Origin of the sequence: Caballeronia sp. dw_19 (assembly GCF_018449515.1) — a bacterium.
Lineage (GTDB): Bacteria > Pseudomonadota > Gammaproteobacteria > Burkholderiales > Burkholderiaceae > Caballeronia.
On the sequence record NZ_JAAVUQ010000022.1, the window covers coordinates 66,183 to 86,424 of the forward strand.

The following is a 20,242-nucleotide window of genomic DNA, read 5'->3' on the forward strand; positions in this document are numbered from 1 at the left end:
ATCAGGTTTGCGCATAGTCCATAACGCAGTACTTTGCGCACCCGGCGAAAGGCCAAGAAAAAGCCACGGCTTTTTTGGCTAGCAGTCGTCTTATCGGCCAACCTTCGAAGAAATTTAGGGTAATTGTAAATTTTTCGAAAGAAATTGGTAGGGATCACGGCGAGAGGCGTACGCGTTCTTGATGACGCTCAATCGCGCCGGGCGCCAGATCGGCGTACATGAGCACACCGTCTTTAGCCCGCCGGACGTCCACAGGTCGCCTGGTGCCGAACTTCTGGCGCTCGGTGCGCAACCATTGCGCGAGGCTGGCCACCTTGATGAGGTTGAGGGGCAAGGTCGGGTCAATCGCCACGTTCTCGGCCGTAAAGACACCGGCGTGACTCACGGGCCAGAAGGGCGGCAACTGGTTTCGGAGAAACGCGACTTTCGAGCGGTTCTGCGCGAGCGGCGACTTGCGAAGCTCGCGCGTGCCATCGAACATGGTCCGAACCAGCCGGTCATCAGACTCGGACGCCGAGATGTGACCGGACCAGTTCTTGGTCTCGAAGACGAACACGCCGAACGGGGTAATGGCGAGGTGGTCGATCTCCGCGGTCGGGAAGGCCGTCCCCGGTGCGTGCTCGACGATGAGCGCACCCTCGTGCAGGTAGAAATCCTGGCCGCAGAGTTGAGGCAGCACTTCGAGCAGCGCCGCATGTGTACGCTGCTCGCCGAGTTCGCCGGATTGCTGGGCTCGGGTGGGCGGCAGGACCGAGCTGTTGTTCGGATTGCGACCTGCTCGTCGACTTTTTCGGGTTCCGCGCCAAGCGATATAGAGGGCGCCCGCTGCGATGACGATGAACGAAAAGGACATGAGAACTCCTGCTGTAGGTATAAGCACAGCCTGTCAGCTCTAAAACGAAGTCAAGACACCGCAACCCGGAAAGCTTCGTTTTTTCGCGAGCTTTCTGGGTTTTGACCTTCAACATGTTGGAGCGAAGGGCACCTGAAGCGGTTTTTGCGATGAACATCCGCCGTGCGCCAAAGAACCATTGCGATTGAAAGCGGCCGTGATTTCGTGAGCATTGAGGCGCACGTGCGCCTGCCACGCGCGTAATCTGTGTCTATCCCCGCGTTCCCCACGCATCGATCCGCGAAAACTCGGCTCTCGCCGTGCGCGCCTTCCGCGCGCTTCGCCATCCAGTCTCTCTTTTTGGCCGCCGAACGCTTTCGCCACGTCTTGCTCTGAGTCGTGACGAAAGCGCCTCTCCGCGCGCCGGCTTTCCCTGCTCGTCTCGAGCATCGAAATCGCTAGACCTCATCTAGCCAGCCCCTTGTGCGTTAATTTTTCTGGAGAGAAAAATGCCGGATCACTCTTTCGAATTTTCACCGAAGTTGTTGTTGAAGCTGCTTGCAGCAAGTTTTCTTCTTTACTTCGCTGCGCAGTCTTTCTTCGTTGCGATTTTCGTCATGCTCGCTGTTGGCACGTACATCAAGAAAAAGATCTCGAAAGCCAAGTCGGATAGTGCTCCGCTTGACGCGAAGAACGCTCCGGCTGCTGCGGTGCCGTCTCAATCGGCGGCAGTTCCACCGCAGCCGCAACCGATTCAAGCCGCAGTTCCGAAGCGTCAATACGCAAAGTCTGCGGTTGTGATTCCTTTAAAAACCGGCACCGACGATTAGTCGAACGCCGTCATCGCTGGATCTCCCTCGGGAGGTCCAGCACCTTCACCCCAACGGGAACCCATCCCGTTCAGGGGGCATGGGATTTCCGTTTTACGGAGCAATCTCATGCAAACGAACGTGGCTGCATGGCAGCTCGACATGTTCGGCGGCGAAGCTGCAATCGTCGTCACACCTCCCAAGCCGGACCCGCTTCCCGATCCGATTGACTGGAGTCAGGACATTCGCGACCAGATGGCAGACGCACTGATCGACCTGGCGACAGATAGTCGGCGCGGCGACAAGATGCCCGAGTCGTTGATGGACTGTTGTGTCCTGCTCAGCGACCGCCTCAGGCCAAAGCAGAAAGCTCGGTTCGAGATGGCAGACTACAGGGCGACCCTCGGCTGGATCATGGAGTTCTGGAATGGTGCCGTGTCCTACGACTATGTGTGCCGCGTCAACGGCGTCGATCCCGAGTTTCTTCAAGAAATCATCCTTAACAATCCGCTGCTCAAGCGTGATATGGAAGAGGTGCGTCGTAACTGCTTCGGCACGTTGCTGTAGGAGCGGCCATGTTGAATTCAACTCTTGGTCGCCTGTTCGGTGGCATCTTTGCGTCAACTTCCACTGATGCTCGCGCGCAAGCGCAACAACCTACTTCTCCTCGTCCCGCAAAGGCGCAACCCGCCGTAGTCGGGCAGGGTGGTGCCAATGAGCGGCACGTGACTATCGACGGTATGCCCGTGCTGTTTCGTGATGAGGGCGATGTCGTGGTGCAGTTCACGCCCGCATTCGAGTACGCCCTGCAAGAGACGACGTGCGGGATGAAGCTCATTCCGTCTTTGACGCCCCATTGGGAAATGTGCGAGGAGCATCGTTGTTCAATGACGCAAGCAGTCGTGAACGCGATCCAGGCCGGGGGGCAACAACCTCGTCGAGCCGACATCGCAAAGGAAAGCGGTCCTCGCTTCAGTGAGAAACCGGCGGTTGTCCATAGCTCGCCCGTCAGCCAACCCGCGGTGCCGGAAAGCCCTGCTCGTTTCAATGAGCCGCGCGAACAGCATCGTCACGAAGGCGCTACTTATGGACGCATTGTCGAGTGGGGGGAGAAGACTTTCCCCGATCGCAAGTGCCCGGGCAAAACCTACGATTCTTTTGCACTCACGCTTCAGACGCGTACCAGCAGGCGTGACCTGCAGGGCGAAGGTTTGAAGGACGCAATAGCGGAGGTCAGCGCGAGCATTGGCGATCAGGTCGAGGTTCGGCGACTCGGAAAGATAAAGGTCCCGGCTGTCGATGACCAGGGCCATCCGAAGTTGGACGCAACCGGACGGCAGATCCTTTGGGACAAGTGGGAATGGTCAATCAAGAAGAAATCTTAAGGAGCTTTATATGGCATCGGTAAACAAGGTCATCCTCGTTGGTAATCTCGGCGCGGACCCAGAGACGCGGTATCTCCCAAGCGGTGACGCTGTTTCCAACATTCGACTGGCAACGACAGATCGCTTCAAGGACAAGACGTCCGGCGAGATGAAGGAGCTGACCGAGTGGCATCGTGTTTCGTTCTTCGGCCGGCTCGCGGAGATCGTGAACGAGTACTTGAAGAAAGGCTCGTCGGTGTACATCGAAGGCCGCATCCGTACGCGCAAATACACGGACCAGGCTGGCGTCGAAAAGTACGCAACCGAGATCGTGGCCGAACAGATGCAGATGTTGGGCAATCGTGCCTCCGGAGACAGAAGCGAGCGCTCCGGCGAACGCGATGACTTCAATGCACATGATCGTACGGGTTCAACCAGTCGCGCTCCGGCTGGCCGTAGACCTTCTCAGCCAGCGCAGTCGGCACAACCGGCGGCACCAACAGGTGGTAGCTATGGCGGTGGCGGAGGTTTTGCAGACATGGATGACGATATTCCGTTTCGTCAGGTCTATGCACGCGCAGCGTGGTCACTGATCTGATCCCGAACGTACTCACCGTCGCTCCCGTATAACCTCACCTTTCGTCGTCTAGCGCATCCATTTCGGATGCGCCGGGCGGCGCTCTCCCTTCTCCTGTTTGACTTCTTCCGCTTCATAGCGCATTCGCGCATGCCTTTTGAGTAACGCCCCTTGCTGAAAAAAGCCGTTCCGCGCCTTCGTGCGCCCGGACCGCTTTTTTGAGCACGGCTTCTCCGCCTGTCTCAGGCATCGACCTCAACCCACTTCCTAAACTGGAGTGACATATGAATGCTAAGGACTTAAAGCTGTCGCCGGCTCAGTGGCTTGCGTTACTCCAGAAGTATGGAGTGCCGCAAAGCGCGCTGACTGGCAAGGCTGCACCATGTCCGATCTGCGGCGGAAACGACCGCTTCACCTACGATAACAATCGCGGCCGCGGCGATTGGGTATGCCGCAAGTGCGACAAGGGCAACCCCAAAGCGGCCGACGGTCTTGAATTGATTTGGAAGGTCGCCGGCATCACGTTCTTCGAGTTGATGGTTGAGCTCGAGGGCGGCACGCTTGCGGAAGCACGCACGCGTGCTGCGCACATGCCGGTTAGTGCGGCCAAACCGAAGAGGAAAGCTGATGCGCAGTGGATTAGCGCAAAGCTGAATTCTTCTTGGGACCGGGCGCTGCCATTGTCGGGGGGCGACCTAGCGTCGCGCTACCTTCAGGCGCGCGTGCCGGGCTTATCAGTACAGCCATCGGCTGCGTTGCGCTTAGGCATGCTGGATTACTGGCACGAGAAGAAGGTGATTGGACAGTGGCCGGGGATTCTTGCTCGGTTCACATTGCCAGATGGACGGCTCGGCACCTTGCATCGCACGTTCCTCGAGCGGTCGCGGCCGGAGAAGGCCGCGATCGTGTCCGCTGACGGCGAGATCCTCGACGCCAAGCTGAACGACCTGGCCTTGAACAAGCTCAACGGCGGTGCCGTACGGCTCATGGACCCGGTCAATGGCGAGATAGGTGTGGCGGAAGGGCTGGAGACGGCCTACGCCGCTCACATGCAGTTCGGTGTACCGGTCTGGTATTGCCTGAACCGCATTCTGCTGGCGGACTTCGTGGTGCCCGAAGGTTTGGGTATTCGCGTGGTCCACGTCTTCGCCGACTTTGATGCCGTCGATCAGCGCACGAAGCAGTCTCCTGGCATGGCAGCAGCATTGCACCTAGCAAAACGTCTGCGCGCCGAAGGCTACACCGTGATCATTCACCGTCCGAAAAGAAGGGAAACCGACTTCGCCGACGAATGGTTTGCATCGCATGCGGTGGTAGCAGCACCGGCGTTAGCCGTTCGGCGTGGGATCAGCGATCGATCTGCATTGCCTGCTTGATTACGCGGGGTTCTCCTCGCGCATATTTTTTAAACCACCCGGTGGGGATTCGTCCCCGCCGGGGCCGCATTCCGCCGGGCTTTTCCTTTAGGGGAGTTGGAAATGAGCTTCAGCGTCAAGGTGGGTCGGTTTGAAATCATTGCCACGTCGGGTCGGAAGAACGGATCTGTTCCGGTCTCGAAGTCGGAGGCAGAAGAGTTCGACGTACTCGAACGCAGGAAGGCCGGTAGTGTGGAGCGCGCGCGACGAGGCCTGACCTTTGAAACCGCTGTCACGTATTGCGTGCAGCGAATTGCAGGTGCAAAGGGAGAAATCCTGCTGCACTAAGCGTGAAGAAAAAACCCGGCAATTTTGCCGGGTTTTTTTTCGCCCCTATAAAACGCGTCATCAGCGGCGCAGGAAAACGTTCCAGAACTTCATGAAGACCCAGAAGCCCTGCGCGAACAAGACGTACAGCTTCCAGACATTCCACGCCCACGACCACGCTGCGAAAAACACCAACGTCATCCACTTGCCGGCATCCGAGTATCCGAAGCCGAGAAAACTCACGGTCATGAGCAGGTAGAACACTGCGCCGAGAATCCCGCGGCGAACCACAAAGGGCAGCGCCATAAAGCGATTGAAAAGTGCAACGGCGATCTCTTGCATTACTTGCTCGCACGGTGGGTTGCAAATGCGCGGCCGAATAACACGGCGGTGTTCCAGGCCGCGACTGCGGCGCCAACCAGCAGCCAGAATCGCGCTGCGCGTGTCCAATCGAGTTGCATCAGCGAATCGAAAAATTCCATGTGAAGCTCCTTTAGGGAAGGCACCGAATCCCGATGCCGATAACCCATCTTGGCAGGTCCTGCGCGAAGTCAAGCATGCGCACTTACAGCGCTAAAACCCTGCAAACTGGTCTGCAATTGCATCGACCTGAAAGCGGTTCAGTGCGTCATTGAGGGCCGGTTTCGCATCGATTGCTGTGGAATCACGCGTGGCCGCACGCTCGACGACCACACTCCCTCTCGTTGGATTTTCAGCTTCCTGTTCGAACGGCGATCGCGTGATGGGTGGCCCCGGCTCTGGACCGGGTACGGTACTGCCGACGCCGCGCACGTGATCGTCAGCAAGCCGCTTGAAAACGCCAGCCCGCGCCCGCGGATTGGGAATCTCTATCAGCCTGCGGTATAGATCAGGAAACATCTCTTCATCGATTGTTACCTTGATGTCGAGTTTGCCCGTCACGCAATCGCTCCTGCCTGCTTACGCTCGCGCGCCAAGGTAGCTTCTCCCACGATGAGGAAGCCTTTGACGTTCGCGAAGCAGGGTGCATCGAGGACATCGAGTTGCACGCGGGGAAAGGCTGCTCGAATGGCCGGTTCGTAGAGCGCGGCGCCACCACCGGTCAGCACAATCGAGCGCAGGTCGGCCGTCCGCCCGACCTTGTTCTGCATGTCCTTGACCGTGGACAGGATCACCGCCTGCGACTGTTCGAGCAGTGGGCGTAGGTCGACGTCCTTGCCGTAGAACAGCAGCGGTTTCTTTTCCCGCAAGCATTTGTCGATGCGCTCGATGTCGTCGGTCGGTTCACCTTCCTGTTTTGATATCAACGACGCGATGCGCTGGTAGATCTGCGAGGCGCCACCTGGCGCACCACCGCTGCGGCGATCGATCATCGTGAAGCCGCTGGCCACCACCCAGTCGGTCGTGAAGTATCCGACATCGATGACCAGGTGCGCATTCTCGCGGTCGAAGCGATCGCCGCCATACTCGGAGAAGGAAACCAGTGAGCCAAGCGGCTGCGGCACGACCTTCACGCTGCCGACACGGACGGGGCCGTGACCGAAATTCAGCGTGCCCGTGAACCGGTCGCGCAGATCCGCGGAATACTTGGTGATGCTGTGAACGGGAAGGCCGAGGACCATACGGTCAACCTCGGTCATGCCGGCGAAGTGCAGCGATCCGCCGAGCAGCGCAGCGTAGTTTGGCGTGAGGCAAAAATCTTCCGACAACGTGCGGCCAGCGTTGCCATATGCGGAGGACAGTTCGACACCAGGGCCGACTTCGTAGGTGGTGCCGTCCACCTCGATCGGTGCGACTTTTCGGGAGGCGAATACGCCTTGTCCATATCCCGAGACTGCATCGCTGACGGCAAGCGGTGCGAGCGATGGGAACATCTGTGTGGCGATATCCGAGCCCAAGCGAAACGCGCTTTTGGTGTTGCCGTATCCGACGTCTGCTGCGAAAACTGATGCTTTCAAAATACTCTCCGGATTGAGCGAAGGTCAGAGACCGTCAGCGCATCTGACAGATATCTGATACTCAAGTGTTAGATAAGTGGCAGCAACGATGCACCCGTTTTCGAACCTCATTTGGATCTGACAGTTATCTGCTAGTTATCTGACAGATACGGGGCTCGGCTTCGATGCTTCGTTATTCGAAGCAGCAGTTATCTGATAGATATCTGTCAGATAACTGCCACAACGACGATTGCTACGAGGACCACTGTATCGAGCGCAGGGAGAAGTCAAGGCACCGAAAGCTCAGTACATTCAGCGATCTTTCGCGAGCCCCAAATAGGGCATGTCGCTATATCCTCGCTTTTACACACCGCGCCACAGGCGCATCGACCACGAAGTTGTATGAAAAGGGAAGGCGCATGCCTTGCGTTTTTCCCTCTTGTCCACGGCCGCACAGTGATGCGGCCTTTTTCTGAATCAAATCAAAAGCACCGTGAGCTACATTGAGGACCACGGACAGGCGATATCCATTGGGTTTGCGGGCAGTTCAGCCCCTATGAGCGCATTGAGACGCTGTGTTTGCGGACAGTCGGACAGTAATCGACACCACAAAGACGTCGCTCGAATGCGCATGGACTCACCCTTTAAGCATACGAAGCTGAGCGCGTTGCACGAAGCCCGATACACAGCGGCGAAGTGAACGTGCTTAAGGGTGGGGGAACGAGCGATCCACAAGGCATAGCTCGTCCCTGTACGGAAGACGAACGGTAGGCGCAGCCGTAAAAAGAAATGCGCAAAAAGCATTACCGAGTGACCGAACGGTGTAGCTGATCGCAATCGCGATAGCACGCAACGACGCAGATGGATGCGTCTAGGCCGACGCGGTAGCCGTAGCAGCCGCATAGCCGGGTTGAAGAGCGTGATGCTCGACCACTCGACCAACGACAGCAGCGCACGGCCGCATCAGCGACAGTGGTTTCCGCAATGGCGGGGCCGGTTCGCGGATCCGGAGGTGGCGGCAGGTCAGGAGGCGATCTGTACGCGTGAGCGTAATGGATCGGCAGCAGGCAGCAGGACAGTCGAACACGTTTCTTCCACGTGTTGGGTTGATCGAATGGAATCGCTAAAGGACAGGAAGGTACGGCCCGGCGGGGTACGCAAGCGCAGCGCGATCGAGCGACGGGGATAGGCTCCCGACCGACTCTCGCGAAGCGCGCAAAACAGAAGGCGGGCTGTGGTCAGTGACCACGTATTTAATCTTGCGTGCAGGGATCGCTTGGCGCGCTGCTGCATGCACGAGATTTGGAGAGGGATGATCAGTGGCTGCGATTTTGAATGTATCAGCCTTACTTCGAGGCTATCAGTTGCCGTCGGATTTCAAGGGCGCACTTGAGCGGCTTCTCTTAGACCACGTCGATCAGGTTCACAGTCACACGCGGATCAGCAAAAAGTCCTTATCGATTAAGACGCAAGAGTTCCGGGCGCGCGCGATCTGCAAGGCCTTCGAAGAATTGCGTAAGAACGGGCATCCGCTGCAATACCCGCAGTCCCTGAAAACAAAACACGTGCAATTCCTTGTTGATCTCTGGGTCCGTCAAGGGCAGACGGGCGGAACGATAGAAAACAAGTTGACGTACCTGCGTGCGCTTGCCCAGTGGATGGGAAAGTTCAACATGATCGGCACACTTGGTGACTACGCCGATCGCGAAGAGCATGGATTGGTCAGGTCCTACGTGGCGCTCGAAGATAAGTCGTGGGAGGGCAATGGCGTCGACGCGGTCGCGGTCATCGAACAGGTGGGTCGCACGGACGCCAACGTTGCAGTCCAACTCAAGTTGCAGGCGGCGTTCGGCCTGAGGGTGGAAGAGAGTTTTATGCTGAGGCCGCAGGATGCCGTGCGCAGCGAGGATTTTTTGAACGTTTCGCATGGAACGAAAGGCGGTCGCGCGCGCGTCGTTCCGCTTGAATTGAAGTATGCAGTCCTCGAAGAAGCCGCGCGTCTCTTGAATCCCTATACCGGTACAACGATGCGGCACGGGTTGACGAAGAAGCAGTGGCGGAATCTTTATTACCGGGTGTTGAAAAACCACGGAATCACGGACAAGGGGCTTGGCGTAACGAGTCACGGACTCCGACACCAATACCTCCAACAAATGTACGAGCGGATAACGAGCGTTCCGGCACCGGTGAAAGGTTCGGATGAACGGGCGGACCGCGACACTCATCGCGCTGCGATGCAGCGTGTCGTGGAGGCAGCGGGGCATAGTCGTGCGTCGAAAGCGAATGCGTATCTTTCGACCCATCGGGTTCAGGCAGCAAAGCAGACGTCGAAAGTGACGCTCGAGCAAGCTGATGCGGCGCTTGCGAAGGCGCTGGGTAACAAGAGTCACGCAGCGACAGCCTTGGGTATCTCTCGACAGTCGCTTTATCGGCTATTGGCTCAAATGAATTGATCTGTTTCGGGATGGTCGGCGAACGGATCTGTAAGAGCAACCATCGGACGGTGCAGGTGTTCTGGCGCCGGGCCGCGTGAGTAACGGCAGTTTGTCTCATCAAGCAGGGCAGTTCATTCACATTTACAACTCGATAAATTAAGAGGTCGTAGCAATGGAAGACCGTATCTACACGAACAAGGAATTAGCCGACATTATTGCGCTCGGCCTTGATCGCACATCGCTTTCAGCGTGGCCATTGGTGACGCCACCTGTGTGCGCGGCAGAGCTCGAGAACCTGCGTAGCGATGAGCAAGCCGATGCAAAAGAGATTGCGGATTTTGCAGGCACGCGTAGGGGAATCCGGACTACGTGGGGTTTCGTAACAGCGACCATGGATGACGACGATCTGAAGAGCCTTAAGATTCATATCGAAAGCGATCCCTGGTTTGCGGACTCGAATTCAAACTCGGGTATCTACCTCAGCGACATTGTTCAGGTTGATCTAGAGCGTGCCATCGAAGCTGACCTGGAAGCGTTGAGCGCTGCGGGTGCGGAATGGACGGATATCGGTTCTGTGTACGTGGCCGGCGAGCTATACATATTGGATGGCGCCTCTTTATCTCGGATTGCCGCGTCCCTTGCCAGCGTATTTCGGCGCATTGATATTGCGGCGCTTATTAGTCGGGCGAAAGACGGTGTCGCAAACGCCGGGAAGTGACGAAAGCACCCTAAAACCGCTTTGACCTTTCCTATCATTGTGTCGATCGCTGCTGAGGCGCTGATGCAATCGGCGACGCAAGCGGACAACGCGAGAGACCGACGGTAAGCCCGCAAGAGGCTTCCTCGGCGTTGGTGGCGGCCGGCGAGACAAGAGCCACGCGGCGGTAGTACTTGGTATCTCGCGCCGGGCGCTCTATCGCCTATTGGCTACGAAAACGGCGGCTTGAGCAAAGGCAAGCGAACTAGGAAGAGTTCGCTTGCCGGTTCGACCGAGTGCAAGCCTCTTCCTTCAGGCAGAGGATAAGAGTGCGGACGGCAAGCCGTCCTTGACAACGTTAAAGCAGCGAGGTCCGCCCACAATGGGTGCTCCCGGAGAAAGCGAAACGAATATGCGCAAAATCGCACCCCGCGGAGCGTTCAACATGTTGGACTGTAAAATTGACCCTTAAAATAGATGAAAGTGTTTTGTTTTCAATTGCTTAGGACTCGATTTTCTGAATATCTAAATCCGCACGATCCGCACGATTTTCCTAGATATTGCAGCGCGTGAACCACGTTGCATCAAAACGTATCTCAAAAAGACCTTTCGTCTACCGACCTGCCAGCCAGGCAAGGCGAGGATCGGTCATTGCGTGGCAGCTAACGATCATGCAGAGCAAGACAAACACTGCGAGCGGAAAGGCGACTTCTTCGCGACGGCAAAACAGACGACGAACGAATGCGATCGGGGACATGGGTGGCTCCTGGGTTGAGGCCATGCCGAGTTGATGGCCTAAGATCAGTTTGCCAATCGCAACGCGAAGTCAAGCAACCCCAAACGGCTACCAAGCGTTTCGCGGCGGAAGATCGTCGACCGCAGCCGCAATGCGGGTTTCAAATGGGCAATGCTCAATGCCCGGGTGCGCTGCGATGCGCGGAAACTGCACGGACTCCACGCCGTCGATGTAGATGAACTTGACATGCTGCACGAGTCGGCGATAACGCGATGCGTCATGCAAGATGGGATCGATGGGCCAGAAGTCGCTGATGTTGATCGTGCTGTCGCTGATCTTCTGCGCGAGCATGGAAAACAAAGGTCCACGAGTCTCCCAATCTTCCGTGTTGCGCGCGAGCAGGTCCATCACGAACGGCGAATCGAGAACCGATAGCTCTTTCCGAACCATGTCGAGCAGATCTCCTTCGATTGCTGGCGGCCTATTGACTCGCCTGTTCCAGATCTTGCCTGCCTTGGTCATTGCAGCGTCCTCGTCCTCGCCAACCGGAACCCAGGGCGTTTGCATGCCGCAATCGGGATCGGGGCAGTAGATGCAGACGAGACGTTCTGTTTGAGGGGCACTGGGCGGGCGATGCTCAGTGTCTCCGAGCACGGGCGGGCCTTCGAAATTGCGCCCATACCTGGAGTAGTCGAACCCTTTTTCGCCGATTGTCGCTTTGACTCTTTGCGAATACCCGATCCTGAATGGGCCGTTGCAGTGGGGACAAGGAAAGAGTTCGTCGGTCATGGATGCGCGCAAAATTGGAGAGTGTTCGCGCGAATTATGCCGGATGATAAGAAGGGGCCAAAACAAAACAGTTCTGTTGCGCAAACGTTTCGTCGGGCAATGGGATCGAATTTGCGATCAGGCTCGACGGTCCGCCAGAAGGTTGTAGTCCTCATGGCTCACGATCCGCAACGGCGCGAGCGTCGGTGCGTCGAACAGAATGCGGTAGGAAAGTCCCACGGGGACAGAGAGAACGGCGCCGGCGGAGGCCTTCAGCGGCTTGCCTCGCAGCGCATAGGGATGGGTACCGCTGCGGACCTTTTCGAGAAGAGCTCGCGCCTCTCGTTGGACCGCTTTAAGGTGATTGACGGGGGAGAGGTCAATGCCGTCGGAAGCTGCGGCCAGTTGCTTGGCTTCGCGTCTAGCCTGTCGTTCCTGTTGCTCGTTCGCTTTGACTGCCTGCGCCGCTGCGCACGCATGGCAAAACTGACCTTTCCCGGTGTGGCCGCACTGAAACTTCCGCTTCATATTCCCTCCCCTCGCTAAGACTCGTGTTGGTCTTTTGATTGGATCACGGGCAGGCTGTGAGTCAAGTCATCTATCGCGACGCTTTGAGGTAGCTTTTCCGATTGCGCGCGGGTGGCATCGAGCTGCCCCGCCAGTTGCAAGATACGCTCGTTGGCTTGGGTGAGCCGTACTTGCAGGGAGTCGATGCTAGACAAGGCTAGGGCGTACTGGTCGCCTAGCATGGTGAGCGCCCAGAATGGCGACAGCGCCGCGCCACAATCGGAGCAGGTGACGATTCCACCGCGGGAATCGAGCTTTATGTGCCGATGTGTGCATTCGGAAGGGCGGTACGTCCGATCGTCCTTCGTGATGCGGATCCGACGAAGTGGATAGATATTGTTCATCGGTGCGCGCCCTGACTACGGCGAAGTTCGAGCCTGTGCATCGCATACCTCGAGCGCCGAGAGCGTCGTCGAGTACTCATGCCGCTCGTCCGCCCGTCGGAAACCCGTCGTGTTGAAGGCCGGCCAGCAGCCTTCCCCCCGCCTTCTTCCCGACGCGGCGCATCAATACATCTCCGCGGCGAAAATGTCCGTCGGGTTGCCCGTTCGCTTTAACGATGCGCACCATATCGCGCCGTATGTCTGCGCCAAGATCGCCGCCGGCGACCACGTTGGTGACTTGCCATTCGCCCCACTGCTTGAACAGAAATGGCACGCCCGCGGCTGCGCATTGGTCGCGTAGAGCATGTGCCCACGAAGGATGCATAGGGCGCGCACCGCGGCCGCTTTCTCCGCCAACGATGACCCAATCGAGAAGGTCGACGGACCTGGTCCGATATTCGTCTGGAAGCGACGAGAACGAATACCTTCCGCCCGACTTGGGTACGAGCCACTCCTTCGACAGATCGACCAGACCAAGTAACGGCTCCACCGACAGAAAGCGCACCGGCGCTGGTAATTGCAGCAGCTTCGGAATGTCGCGATCGGCCTCTTCCTGATTCACCACTGTTGCGCCGATCCAGGCATTCGATGGCCAGCCACCCGGTTCGAGCCATGCGGCCGGCACCATGCTGCGCACGTTCCCAATACGCTTGGTCAAGAGCAGATGATCGAGATTTGGAGTCCGCTGAACGAACTGCCAGTGCCGCTCGCGCACGCCGGCCGGCGCAAACTTGTCGAACAAATCGGACATGCTGTTCGTGAAGACGCGGCGTCGCACGCCATCGGCAGCCGCCTTGCGATCCCATCGAATCAGATCGTTCCAGTGAGTTTCACCGAACTCGCGCTTCGGTGCGTCGTCGCCCCAACCATAGCCAAAGCGCTTAGCGAGCGCTTGCGCGTAGCAACCATCGCAGCCGGGGCTGATTTTGCTGCAACCCCAGTGGGTATTAAAGGTGTGATCGGTCCATTCGATACTGCTGTTCTCGCTCATGATTGGACCTTCGTCCCGCTACCAACGCTGCGGCCGGTCCCTTCTTCGTGGCCCGGTCGCATGTCGGTTTTTCCGAACAGCGCGCGATGCCAATTCGCACACGCCGCAGCGGTGGTGGTGATGTGGTGCTCGCTTTTCGCGAGGTCTCCGTCCGCGTGCTGGTGCAGTGCCTTTCCGGCGAGATAGCCCACGAGCCAAAACCAATCGGCTGGCGATTTACCTGCGTCACCTTTCTCGCTCCAGCGCTGACGCTGATGCTCGGCCTCAATACTCACGGCCCGGATAAAGTCGTCAGCTTGAGGCGTGTTGATGATCGCGTTCAGTCGGGCGATTTCGGCGAGGGCATCGTTTAATTCGTTTGGGCATTGTGCCGCCGCCGACCATCCGACGACACGGTGAGTGCTGACGCTCAACTCGTTGGGTGGCGCTTCGGTCTTGGCAATTACGATCGCATCCAATAGCTGTGGATGGTTCCGATCGAAGCCATCTTTGAACGCGTCCGGGGCGATAAGCTCAAGTGCATGTAGCAGTTCGGAACCGGCTAGGTGCAGCTGTAGGGGAAAAGCTTTTCGCTGCGTATCCACTGTGCTCACTCCTTTTTGATCTTACGGTTGCTCGGGAAGAGTGATTTCTTCGCGGCGAACGCTATCTACATCCCAGGTTGCTAGCGCGAGGGCTGTCGGCAGGTTGCGCCGATAAAAGGCCTCGACGGTATCGAGGTACTCGCAGAACGATTCGTCCCGCGTGAAGGTGTCGCCGAGCGGCAGCTTCAGTACTCGCGAGTCGGCCGGGCTACCCGCCGCTGCAATGATGGCTGTCAGTGACCGCTGTTCGGGAAGCCACCAGCGGCTCCAGCGCAGAGCAAATTGAAACCAGCGTTGAGCGTCGGCAAGCTCCTTCCACGAAACCTGAACGTCGAGGATTGAGCCGAGAGAACTGAAAAAGACCATGCGGATACGGCTGGCATTAGCAGCTGCGACCACGATCTCTTTGGGGCGTTCATCCGCGGTCGCGTTGGTGGTGGCGCAGGTGAGAGCTGGATAGCGCATCTGCCAATCGGCCGGACGAGCGATGGCACGCCTAAGCAGAAATGATCGATCATCCATGGCGGTTGGTTCCTCGGAAAGGCGCGCCCGGCTGAGCGCACCGTTCCAAGCTAGCAGCGAAATGGCGAAGTCAAGTCGCTCGAGGCAGGGACACCGTGTTGATATCGGCGGGCGGCGTCCATTCAACGACGCGTGTTTGCTTGCGGGTGTAGATCGCCTGCTTCTCTGCCTTGCGCGCGAGGTACTGAGCGTTCGATTCCATTCCGTAGACCTCGATAAAGGCTGGCGGGGATGTATCGCTCAGAATAAAGTCGGGGAGCACCTCGTCCGCTTCGGAAAAGCGCATGGGTTTTTCGAAACGGCGACGCTCAACTACCAGTCGATTCGCCATTTCAACTTCATAGCTCGAATCGCATGGAATGAAAGCGCGGCTGCACAGTTGCGCGGCCAGGTCGACGATCCGGAGGTTGCCGTCTTTTGTCCGCTCGATGACTAGGACGGCAACGACTCGCGCATCAGATTTGCCGATCTGCGGCCACGCGTGGCGATACGACTTGGCGGCCGCATCGATGATCTCCGGTGCAGCATAGAAGGTTTCGTAGGTCTGGCGGATCTTTACAGCGAAACCGTACTTGGATTTTTCTACCGACTTCAATTCAGCGATGACGATGCCGCGCTCGGTGGCGGCGTCAGTGCGCGTAACGCGGGCAAGAAACGCGTCGAATTCCACCTTGATCGTCGCGGCGGCGTCTTTCTCGTAAAGGCGCATCACATGAACCACGTCCTGCGTCGGCTTGCCGTTAATCTTGCCGTCACCGAGTTGAGCCAACACTTGAGCGTTACAGGTGCCCCAGTTGCGGTGTGCTCCGCCTGTCCAGTGGTTTAGCCGAGCATCGAGCCACAGGCGTTGCAGGAACGCCAGGAGCGGTGCCGCCTTTCGCGAGTGTGATCCGGTGCCGGCGGTGCCTGGACGTCGAGTGACGGCCCCCGCAGTCCGGATACTGAAGGACACATCCAGTTTGACGTCGAGCCCGTCGGACGTGATGCGGATGGCGTCGTCGGGATCTGGGCCGCCTTGGCTCTGCAAGGGCTTATCGGAAAAGAAAGGGCAGGTATCGCGATTGTGCAGAGGCCCTTCGTCTGGCCAGCGCGCAAGATGGAAGACGGTGCCGTGACGACGAACTACCAATCGAAGAGGGCGACCCGGGACGGGTCGCATGCATCCACAAACAGCATAGCCGGGAACGACCTTCGCTCGTCCGAGTCGCGTTGCGTAGCGAGCGGGATTGTCCTGAACGTCTTCGAGCGCTATGTTGTTTCCATCGAACGAAATAATGGGCATCTTCGCCGCCAAATGGGAGTTGTGCCTCGCGCGATCAGCACGCTGGCATTTCGTGAATGTCCGCGCGCGTTCCGAGCAGATTGGAAATCTGGCGCACGGTGATGCAAAACTGCTCGCCGTGCGCGTGGCTCGCAAAGGCGACTGTCGTGCGCGACAGCATTCCGGGTGCGGCGTAGGCGCGTGATTTGACCGCGCCCACGCCGACCACGGCATCCAGCCAGCTATCGGGCAATCCTTTTGCTGGCTTTGCGCCGGCTCGCACGCCCGCCGGGCGCTGCGTGCAGTCGTGAAAAGAAATCTGCAAGTGCATCTTCTCGGCCTAGCTTAAGGTCGCCGATGATGCTTCCGAGGGCGTTGCTTCGCGTTCAACCTCGACGCGGCCGTCAGCCGATGTATTGATTAAGTGACGGATTCGCCGATGTGTATCGCGCACGAAGTGGTCTACGTGCCCGAGGCTGATTCCGAAGAACGGCAGGACGACGGTCACGATGATCAGTGTGAGCATAGAAATGCTCGTCCAAAGCTGAGCGAAAGCCTCGATCGTCTTTGCATTGGTGTTCGTCATCTGTGCCGCCAGGTGCGCCACGCTATCTGGATCCAGATAGGCACTGAGCGCCAGTAACCACACGAAGACCAAGGGCACGATGATGCCTACGCGACCGATGGTAAGCAGAGCAACGCGCAAATAGTTGCTTGCCTGGGACAAGTAGTTGCCAGGACTCAGCCATGCATCCAGCTTGGCCCGGGCGTAGTCACTGTCCTTGATCGTGCCTGCGCGGACATCGTTCACGTAGATGATCCACGTAGAGTTGTCAGCAGCTTCAACGCGCTTGCGCAGCCTGCGTATGCCCATTCGCCGCGATAGTTCGAGTAGCGACGAAACCAGCACGATAGTTACCGCGACTATCCAGACAAAGCGTTCGGGATTCCCGTACAAGAGCGTTGCAGCGATCGCGACAGGTCCCGAAAGAAGTGCGACGGTGCCCCAGTTTTCTGAGGGCGATAGCAAATTTTTCATAATTGAAATTCCATTTTAAATACGCGTTTTTGACAGGGCGTTCGTGTTGACGGCTGCCGGTGGGATGGATGTTGGTGGACGGCGCAGCAAAGCTAGTGCGCCTACGGAAGCCGTGAGGAAGTTCAAGCAGCAGAGAACCAGGAGCGCTATATGCACGGTGACGGAATTGAACGCCTCGGCTGTCTCCCGGCCCATCTGCGCGCGCCGCACACGGTCGGCATCAACGCCTGTTTGTAGGGCCGACATTGACGAAAAGCCTTGCGCTGCAAGAACCCGGGTAGATATGTCGGATGGCAGCTCCATCGCGATCTGGTAGACGGTGCCGCGCCGGACAGAAGAGACGGTCTCTGCAAGCGTTGCCAACTGGGTGGATTCCCGGCGCATCAGATTGACTTGAACGAAAAAGGAACCGAGCGCGCCGAGGTTTGCGAGCGCTAGAAGAACGAAGGCGAGAACGCGAGTTGATTTCATGGGAAGGGTTGTGAGGGCTATGTATCAGGTACCGGTTCGAATACGACTGACCAACATGACGGCGCCGCAGGCAGACGCGAAGAAAGTAAATGTGGCGAGCGCGAGTAACACCAACGTAGTGCGTTGTGTTCGTTGGATCTCTACCGATCGAGTTTGCTCAGCGTCGGCGAGTTCTGCGCGTTGTGCCTGGAGGCTTTGCTCGAGCGCGCTCACCGAAGCGAAGCCGTACGTTTGCAACACAGCGGAGCGCACGTCGGTCGGCAGCGAACCCGCGATTTCAAGCAGAGCGTTGGTCTGTGCAACAACGGCGCTTCCAATGATGACTGGCGGGACGGATTGCTGTTTGCCCATCTGACCGGGGAGAATCACGATCGACGCTATGGAGGCAAAGCTGGCCAGCACGAGGATTGCGACGGCGAGGATCTGCTGGGTTTTCATCGGCGCGCGTTCGGTTCGTTGAAGGGGGTCGCGCTTGCGCGCGAGTGCTTCACGAATTCTCAGGCTGAACCGGATACGGTAAGGCCGCGAAACATACGCGAAATCAGTGCTCTTTCCAGACTCAGGTGCTTGCGCGTGGCAAAGGCCGTTCGCGAAGACAACCGGTAACCCAAGGCTCGAAAGCGATATGGTTTTCGCGAGCTTTCTGGGTTATGGCCTTCAACATGTTGAACGCACGAGGTCTAAGGACCTCGTTGATGCAACATCGGCGATCGCGACTCAAGCCCCGACCACGCGGGCCGAGTCTCCACTTATCAACAAGTCTGTCCAAAAAATCTGTGGACAACTTTTTACGATCGACCGAAGCGTAGTCGGTGAAGCTGCCGGAGCGAAAGCGCTATAGATTTGGATAGCATTGGAGCCTAGCGCCGGCCGACAGCGAATTAAAGTAGACAGCTCTACCGCGCGTCTCGCGCATCGACCTCAGCGAGTCCTGGCTACTCGCTCGACCACACCTTTTCGATCCGTTCTATCCCGCAGGGGCATGCTCCGTAGCGGGCGTGCGCTTGCTCTTTTTTATTGGAGAAACGCATGAACACGCAAGAGCACGACTATCTGACGTATTGGAACCGCGCCAAACCGCTGATGACCCTCAAGCTGGAGCACATCAGAAGGCTCCTCGCTGAAAAGACGGCTTTCGGGCTGAGTGAAATCGTCGAGGGAGGTGACGAAGAGTTTCGCATGAGTCTTGACCTCGTTCGGCCGGACGACATCGTCGTCCTTAGTCTGGATTTCACACTGCTGGATTCAGCCGTAAATGGCGGAGCGACTGGCGCGGTGGCTGTGAGTTTGTCGGCCGTTGGCTATAACGCGTTGGCCTTGGGAGGATACGCACCGAACAATTACACGTCAGACGCATTTACCGACGACGTCGAGGAAATGCAAGCGCGGATAGAGCAGCTGGATGTTGCCGATTTCGCACGATACGTTTGTGACGAAGCGTTGACCAACACGACGTTACTACGCGAGCTTTCCGAAGCTTCCTAAGGGGCATCTGCCTATCCCTGCTAGCACCGCGTTGCTTTTCACCGCCGCACCTCGCTAGCCACATCGATCTTCATCTTTTATCCCGTAGGGGCACGCCCCTACGGGAGCGTGCTCGCGCTTCTATTCTGGAGTTTCATCATGAGCCGCAAAAGTGCAGAGAAAAAACACGACCAGACCGCCGACCAACATCAGCGCAATCTGATCGCAATGATCAAGAAGTTCTCGCATAGTCACCACACCCACACCGTGTTCGCGGACTTTGTAGAGATGGCAGCGATCAGTATCAGCAACGCAGTAGACCGCACGCAGTTTGATCCGCGTGAAAAGCGGTATCTGGACATCGTGCGCAAATACAGTAAGGAGGAAGTTGCGCTTTTCCCGCAAATGTTTGCCGAGCTTGCAGAGTCGTTCGAGCTTCGCGTGGCGATGATGCGAAAGGCAGCATCCGCGGGCGCGGCCACTTCAGGCCTGACTGATATTCTCGGCGAGACTTACATGATGCTGGAGTTGGGCAACGCGAGGGCAGGGCAATTCTTCACGCCCTACCACGTGTCCCGCATGATGGCCATGATGACGATCGGGGACGGTGGCCCAGCGGTACGTGATCACGGGTTCATCCGCCTTCAGGAGCCCGCATGCGGCGCCGGGGGGATGGTGATCGCCGTGGCAGACTCGTTAAACGACGCAGGGCACAACTATCAGCAGACGATGCATGCGACGTGTATTGATATTGACCCCTGCTGCGTTCACATGGCGTATATCCAGCTATCGTTGTTGCATATTCCGGCAGTGGTCGTGCATGGAAACGCCCTTTCTCTCGATGTATGGGGCATGTGGTACACGCCGGCTCACGTCTTGGGTGGTTGGAAGTGGAAGCTGCGCAGACGCGAGGCCGAGTCTCAGGCGCAAGCGTTGCTCGACACGCCTGTGGCCGAGCCAACTCGATCTGACCCACACCCTGCATCGGATGTCGATTATCCTTACAGCGACGGCGATCTGGTGATTGAGGACCCTGTCGTGGTAGACGATATAGCGTGCATCGAAACGGTGGCGCATGAGGAAACGCCGACGGTGAAGCTTTTCACGAAGATCGACCAGCTTGCGTTGTTTTAAGTATTGCCCC

27 protein-coding genes are annotated in these 20,242 nt (G+C 57.8%); 10 read left to right on the plus strand and 17 right to left on the minus strand.

Translation table 11 applies throughout. From position 1 onward, the window contains the following. Nucleotides 1-154: 154 nt before the first annotated feature. Nucleotides 155-853: a nuclease-related domain-containing protein gene (locus HB376_RS25610; RefSeq protein ID WP_213766525.1), complete on the minus strand. Its 699-nt coding sequence runs from the start codon at nucleotides 851-853 to the stop codon at nucleotides 155-157. Nucleotides 854-1,380: 527 nt separating this feature from the next. On the opposite strand from HB376_RS25610, the gene HB376_RS25615 reads away from it, so the two are divergent. The 6 genes from HB376_RS25615 (at nucleotide 1,381) to HB376_RS25640 (ending at nucleotide 5,285) form a co-directional block, all read left to right on the plus strand. Further along, complete coding sequence (locus tag HB376_RS25615) at nucleotides 1,381-1,662, plus strand: hypothetical protein (RefSeq protein ID WP_213766526.1); 282 nt, start codon at nucleotides 1,381-1,383, stop codon at nucleotides 1,660-1,662. A 108-nt stretch (nucleotides 1,663-1,770) separates the two neighbouring features. Beyond that, a complete protein-coding gene (locus tag HB376_RS25620) occupies nucleotides 1,771-2,208 on the plus strand; it encodes a hypothetical protein (RefSeq protein WP_213766527.1) in 438 nt (145 codons plus the stop codon). Nucleotides 2,209-2,216: 8 nt separating this feature from the next. Then, nucleotides 2,217-3,026 (plus strand): hypothetical protein, encoded by an 810-nt coding sequence (locus tag HB376_RS25625; RefSeq protein ID WP_213766528.1) that lies wholly within the window; start codon nucleotides 2,217-2,219, stop codon nucleotides 3,024-3,026. A 10-nt stretch (nucleotides 3,027-3,036) separates the two neighbouring features. Further along, nucleotides 3,037-3,603: a single-stranded DNA-binding protein gene (locus tag HB376_RS25630; RefSeq protein WP_213766529.1), complete on the plus strand. Its 567-nt coding sequence runs from the start codon at nucleotides 3,037-3,039 to the stop codon at nucleotides 3,601-3,603. Nucleotides 3,604-3,866: 263 nt separating this feature from the next. Next, complete coding sequence (locus tag HB376_RS25635) at nucleotides 3,867-4,958, plus strand: primase-helicase zinc-binding domain-containing protein (RefSeq protein WP_213766530.1); 1,092 nt, start codon at nucleotides 3,867-3,869, stop codon at nucleotides 4,956-4,958. A gap of 102 nt (nucleotides 4,959-5,060) precedes the next feature. Further along, the gene (locus tag HB376_RS25640) at nucleotides 5,061-5,285 is read left to right on the plus strand and encodes a hypothetical protein (protein WP_213766531.1); all 225 of its coding nucleotides are present in this window, start codon (nucleotides 5,061-5,063) and stop codon (nucleotides 5,283-5,285) included. Nucleotides 5,286-5,345: 60 nt separating this feature from the next. Here the strand turns inward: HB376_RS25640 and HB376_RS25645 are convergent, their stop codons facing one another. The 4 genes from HB376_RS25645 to HB376_RS25660 form a co-directional block, all read right to left on the minus strand. Beyond that, nucleotides 5,346-5,606: a hypothetical protein gene (locus tag HB376_RS25645; protein WP_213766532.1), complete on the minus strand. Its 261-nt coding sequence runs from the start codon at nucleotides 5,604-5,606 to the stop codon at nucleotides 5,346-5,348. Beyond that, nucleotides 5,606-5,746, minus strand: a complete 141-nt coding sequence (locus HB376_RS25650) for a hypothetical protein (protein WP_213766533.1) — start codon at nucleotides 5,744-5,746, stop codon at nucleotides 5,606-5,608. The genes HB376_RS25645 and HB376_RS25650 overlap by 1 nt, the downstream gene beginning before the upstream one ends. A gap of 91 nt (nucleotides 5,747-5,837) precedes the next feature. Beyond that, a complete protein-coding gene (locus HB376_RS25655; RefSeq protein ID WP_213766534.1) occupies nucleotides 5,838-6,185 on the minus strand; it encodes a hypothetical protein in 348 nt (115 codons plus the stop codon). Next, on the minus strand, nucleotides 6,182-7,201 hold the full coding sequence (locus HB376_RS25660) for a PRTRC system protein D (RefSeq protein WP_213766535.1): 1,020 nt from the start codon (nucleotides 7,199-7,201) through the stop codon (nucleotides 6,182-6,184). The genes HB376_RS25655 and HB376_RS25660 overlap by 4 nt, the downstream gene beginning before the upstream one ends. 1,298 nt (nucleotides 7,202-8,499) lie before the next feature. Between HB376_RS25660 and HB376_RS25665 the strand changes: the two genes are divergently transcribed. Continuing rightward, nucleotides 8,500-9,633 (plus strand): integrase domain-containing protein, encoded by a 1,134-nt coding sequence (locus HB376_RS25665; protein WP_213766536.1) that lies wholly within the window; start codon nucleotides 8,500-8,502, stop codon nucleotides 9,631-9,633. A gap of 154 nt (nucleotides 9,634-9,787) precedes the next feature. After that, complete coding sequence (locus tag HB376_RS25670; protein ID WP_213766537.1) at nucleotides 9,788-10,333, plus strand: hypothetical protein; 546 nt, start codon at nucleotides 9,788-9,790, stop codon at nucleotides 10,331-10,333. A gap of 592 nt (nucleotides 10,334-10,925) precedes the next feature. Here HB376_RS25670 and HB376_RS25675 read toward each other — a convergent pair. From HB376_RS25675 to HB376_RS25730, 12 genes are all read right to left on the minus strand, one after another. Further along, a complete protein-coding gene (locus tag HB376_RS25675) occupies nucleotides 10,926-11,069 on the minus strand; it encodes a hypothetical protein (RefSeq protein ID WP_213766538.1) in 144 nt (47 codons plus the stop codon). A gap of 87 nt (nucleotides 11,070-11,156) precedes the next feature. Continuing rightward, nucleotides 11,157-11,837, minus strand: a complete 681-nt coding sequence (locus HB376_RS25680) for a Lar family restriction alleviation protein (protein ID WP_213766539.1) — start codon at nucleotides 11,835-11,837, stop codon at nucleotides 11,157-11,159. Between the two features lie 117 nt (nucleotides 11,838-11,954). Then, the gene (locus tag HB376_RS25685; RefSeq protein ID WP_213766540.1) at nucleotides 11,955-12,344 is read right to left on the minus strand and encodes a hypothetical protein; all 390 of its coding nucleotides are present in this window, start codon (nucleotides 12,342-12,344) and stop codon (nucleotides 11,955-11,957) included. Nucleotides 12,345-12,358: 14 nt separating this feature from the next. Continuing rightward, nucleotides 12,359-12,727, minus strand: a complete 369-nt coding sequence (locus HB376_RS25690) for a hypothetical protein (protein WP_213766541.1) — start codon at nucleotides 12,725-12,727, stop codon at nucleotides 12,359-12,361. Between the two features lie 76 nt (nucleotides 12,728-12,803). Continuing rightward, nucleotides 12,804-13,757 carry a phage Gp37/Gp68 family protein gene (locus HB376_RS25695; protein ID WP_213766542.1) on the minus strand — a complete coding sequence of 318 codons (954 nt, stop codon included), beginning with the start codon at nucleotides 13,755-13,757 and terminating at the stop codon, nucleotides 12,804-12,806. Further along, nucleotides 13,754-14,341: a hypothetical protein gene (locus HB376_RS25700; RefSeq protein ID WP_213766543.1), complete on the minus strand. Its 588-nt coding sequence runs from the start codon at nucleotides 14,339-14,341 to the stop codon at nucleotides 13,754-13,756. Before HB376_RS25700 ends, HB376_RS25695 begins: the two co-directional genes overlap by 4 nt. 21 nt (nucleotides 14,342-14,362) lie before the next feature. Next, nucleotides 14,363-14,863 (minus strand): hypothetical protein, encoded by a 501-nt coding sequence (locus HB376_RS25705; protein WP_213766544.1) that lies wholly within the window; start codon nucleotides 14,861-14,863, stop codon nucleotides 14,363-14,365. Between the two features lie 70 nt (nucleotides 14,864-14,933). After that, on the minus strand, nucleotides 14,934-16,145 hold the full coding sequence (locus tag HB376_RS25710; RefSeq protein WP_213766545.1) for a DUF1173 family protein: 1,212 nt from the start codon (nucleotides 16,143-16,145) through the stop codon (nucleotides 14,934-14,936). Between the two features lie 34 nt (nucleotides 16,146-16,179). Next, complete coding sequence (locus HB376_RS25715; protein WP_213766546.1) at nucleotides 16,180-16,449, minus strand: hypothetical protein; 270 nt, start codon at nucleotides 16,447-16,449, stop codon at nucleotides 16,180-16,182. A 15-nt stretch (nucleotides 16,450-16,464) separates the two neighbouring features. Beyond that, entirely contained in the window at nucleotides 16,465-17,163 is a 699-nt protein-coding gene (locus HB376_RS25720) for a hypothetical protein (RefSeq protein ID WP_213766547.1), read from the minus strand. 15 nt (nucleotides 17,164-17,178) lie between these two features. Beyond that, entirely contained in the window at nucleotides 17,179-17,634 is a 456-nt protein-coding gene (locus HB376_RS25725) for a hypothetical protein (protein ID WP_213766548.1), read from the minus strand. A gap of 24 nt (nucleotides 17,635-17,658) precedes the next feature. After that, nucleotides 17,659-18,072 (minus strand): hypothetical protein, encoded by a 414-nt coding sequence (locus tag HB376_RS25730; protein ID WP_213766549.1) that lies wholly within the window; start codon nucleotides 18,070-18,072, stop codon nucleotides 17,659-17,661. 591 nt (nucleotides 18,073-18,663) lie between these two features. Here HB376_RS25730 and HB376_RS25735 point away from each other — a divergent pair. Together HB376_RS25735 and HB376_RS25740 are read left to right on the plus strand one after the other, a co-directional pair. Further along, nucleotides 18,664-19,119: a hypothetical protein gene (locus HB376_RS25735; protein ID WP_213766550.1), complete on the plus strand. Its 456-nt coding sequence runs from the start codon at nucleotides 18,664-18,666 to the stop codon at nucleotides 19,117-19,119. A 138-nt stretch (nucleotides 19,120-19,257) separates the two neighbouring features. Beyond that, nucleotides 19,258-20,232: an N-6 DNA methylase gene (locus HB376_RS25740; protein WP_213766551.1), complete on the plus strand. Its 975-nt coding sequence runs from the start codon at nucleotides 19,258-19,260 to the stop codon at nucleotides 20,230-20,232. The last annotated feature ends 10 nt before the right edge of the window (nucleotides 20,233-20,242 follow it).

Coding starts and splice junctions, on each gene's coding strand:
- HB376_RS25610 (WP_213766525.1), bottom strand. CDS start 853: ATGTCCTTTTCGTTCATCGTCATCGCAGCGGGCGCCCTCTATATCGCT.
- HB376_RS25620 (WP_213766527.1), top strand. CDS start 1,771: ATGCAAACGAACGTGGCTGCATGGCAGCTCGACATGTTCGGCGGCGAA.
- HB376_RS25625 (WP_213766528.1), top strand. CDS start 2,217: ATGTTGAATTCAACTCTTGGTCGCCTGTTCGGTGGCATCTTTGCGTCA.
- HB376_RS25630 (WP_213766529.1), top strand. CDS start 3,037: ATGGCATCGGTAAACAAGGTCATCCTCGTTGGTAATCTCGGCGCGGAC.
- HB376_RS25635 (WP_213766530.1), top strand. CDS start 3,867: ATGAATGCTAAGGACTTAAAGCTGTCGCCGGCTCAGTGGCTTGCGTTA.
- HB376_RS25640 (WP_213766531.1), top strand. CDS start 5,061: ATGAGCTTCAGCGTCAAGGTGGGTCGGTTTGAAATCATTGCCACGTCG.
- HB376_RS25645 (WP_213766532.1), bottom strand. CDS start 5,606: ATGCAAGAGATCGCCGTTGCACTTTTCAATCGCTTTATGGCGCTGCCC.
- HB376_RS25650 (WP_213766533.1), bottom strand. CDS start 5,746: ATGGAATTTTTCGATTCGCTGATGCAACTCGATTGGACACGCGCAGCG.
- HB376_RS25670 (WP_213766537.1), top strand. CDS start 9,788: ATGGAAGACCGTATCTACACGAACAAGGAATTAGCCGACATTATTGCG.
- HB376_RS25675 (WP_213766538.1), bottom strand. CDS start 11,069: ATGTCCCCGATCGCATTCGTTCGTCGTCTGTTTTGCCGTCGCGAAGAA.
- HB376_RS25680 (WP_213766539.1), bottom strand. CDS start 11,837: ATGACCGACGAACTCTTTCCTTGTCCCCACTGCAACGGCCCATTCAGG.
- HB376_RS25685 (WP_213766540.1), bottom strand. CDS start 12,344: ATGAAGCGGAAGTTTCAGTGCGGCCACACCGGGAAAGGTCAGTTTTGC.
- HB376_RS25690 (WP_213766541.1), bottom strand. CDS start 12,727: ATGAACAATATCTATCCACTTCGTCGGATCCGCATCACGAAGGACGAT.
- HB376_RS25695 (WP_213766542.1), bottom strand. CDS start 13,757: ATGAGCGAGAACAGCAGTATCGAATGGACCGATCACACCTTTAATACC.
- HB376_RS25705 (WP_213766544.1), bottom strand. CDS start 14,863: ATGGATGATCGATCATTTCTGCTTAGGCGTGCCATCGCTCGTCCGGCC.
- HB376_RS25710 (WP_213766545.1), bottom strand. CDS start 16,145: ATGCCCATTATTTCGTTCGATGGAAACAACATAGCGCTCGAAGACGTT.
- HB376_RS25720 (WP_213766547.1), bottom strand. CDS start 17,163: ATGAAAAATTTGCTATCGCCCTCAGAAAACTGGGGCACCGTCGCACTT.
- HB376_RS25725 (WP_213766548.1), bottom strand. CDS start 17,634: ATGAAATCAACTCGCGTTCTCGCCTTCGTTCTTCTAGCGCTCGCAAAC.
- HB376_RS25730 (WP_213766549.1), bottom strand. CDS start 18,072: ATGAAAACCCAGCAGATCCTCGCCGTCGCAATCCTCGTGCTGGCCAGC.
- HB376_RS25735 (WP_213766550.1), top strand. CDS start 18,664: ATGAACACGCAAGAGCACGACTATCTGACGTATTGGAACCGCGCCAAA.
- HB376_RS25740 (WP_213766551.1), top strand. CDS start 19,258: ATGAGCCGCAAAAGTGCAGAGAAAAAACACGACCAGACCGCCGACCAA.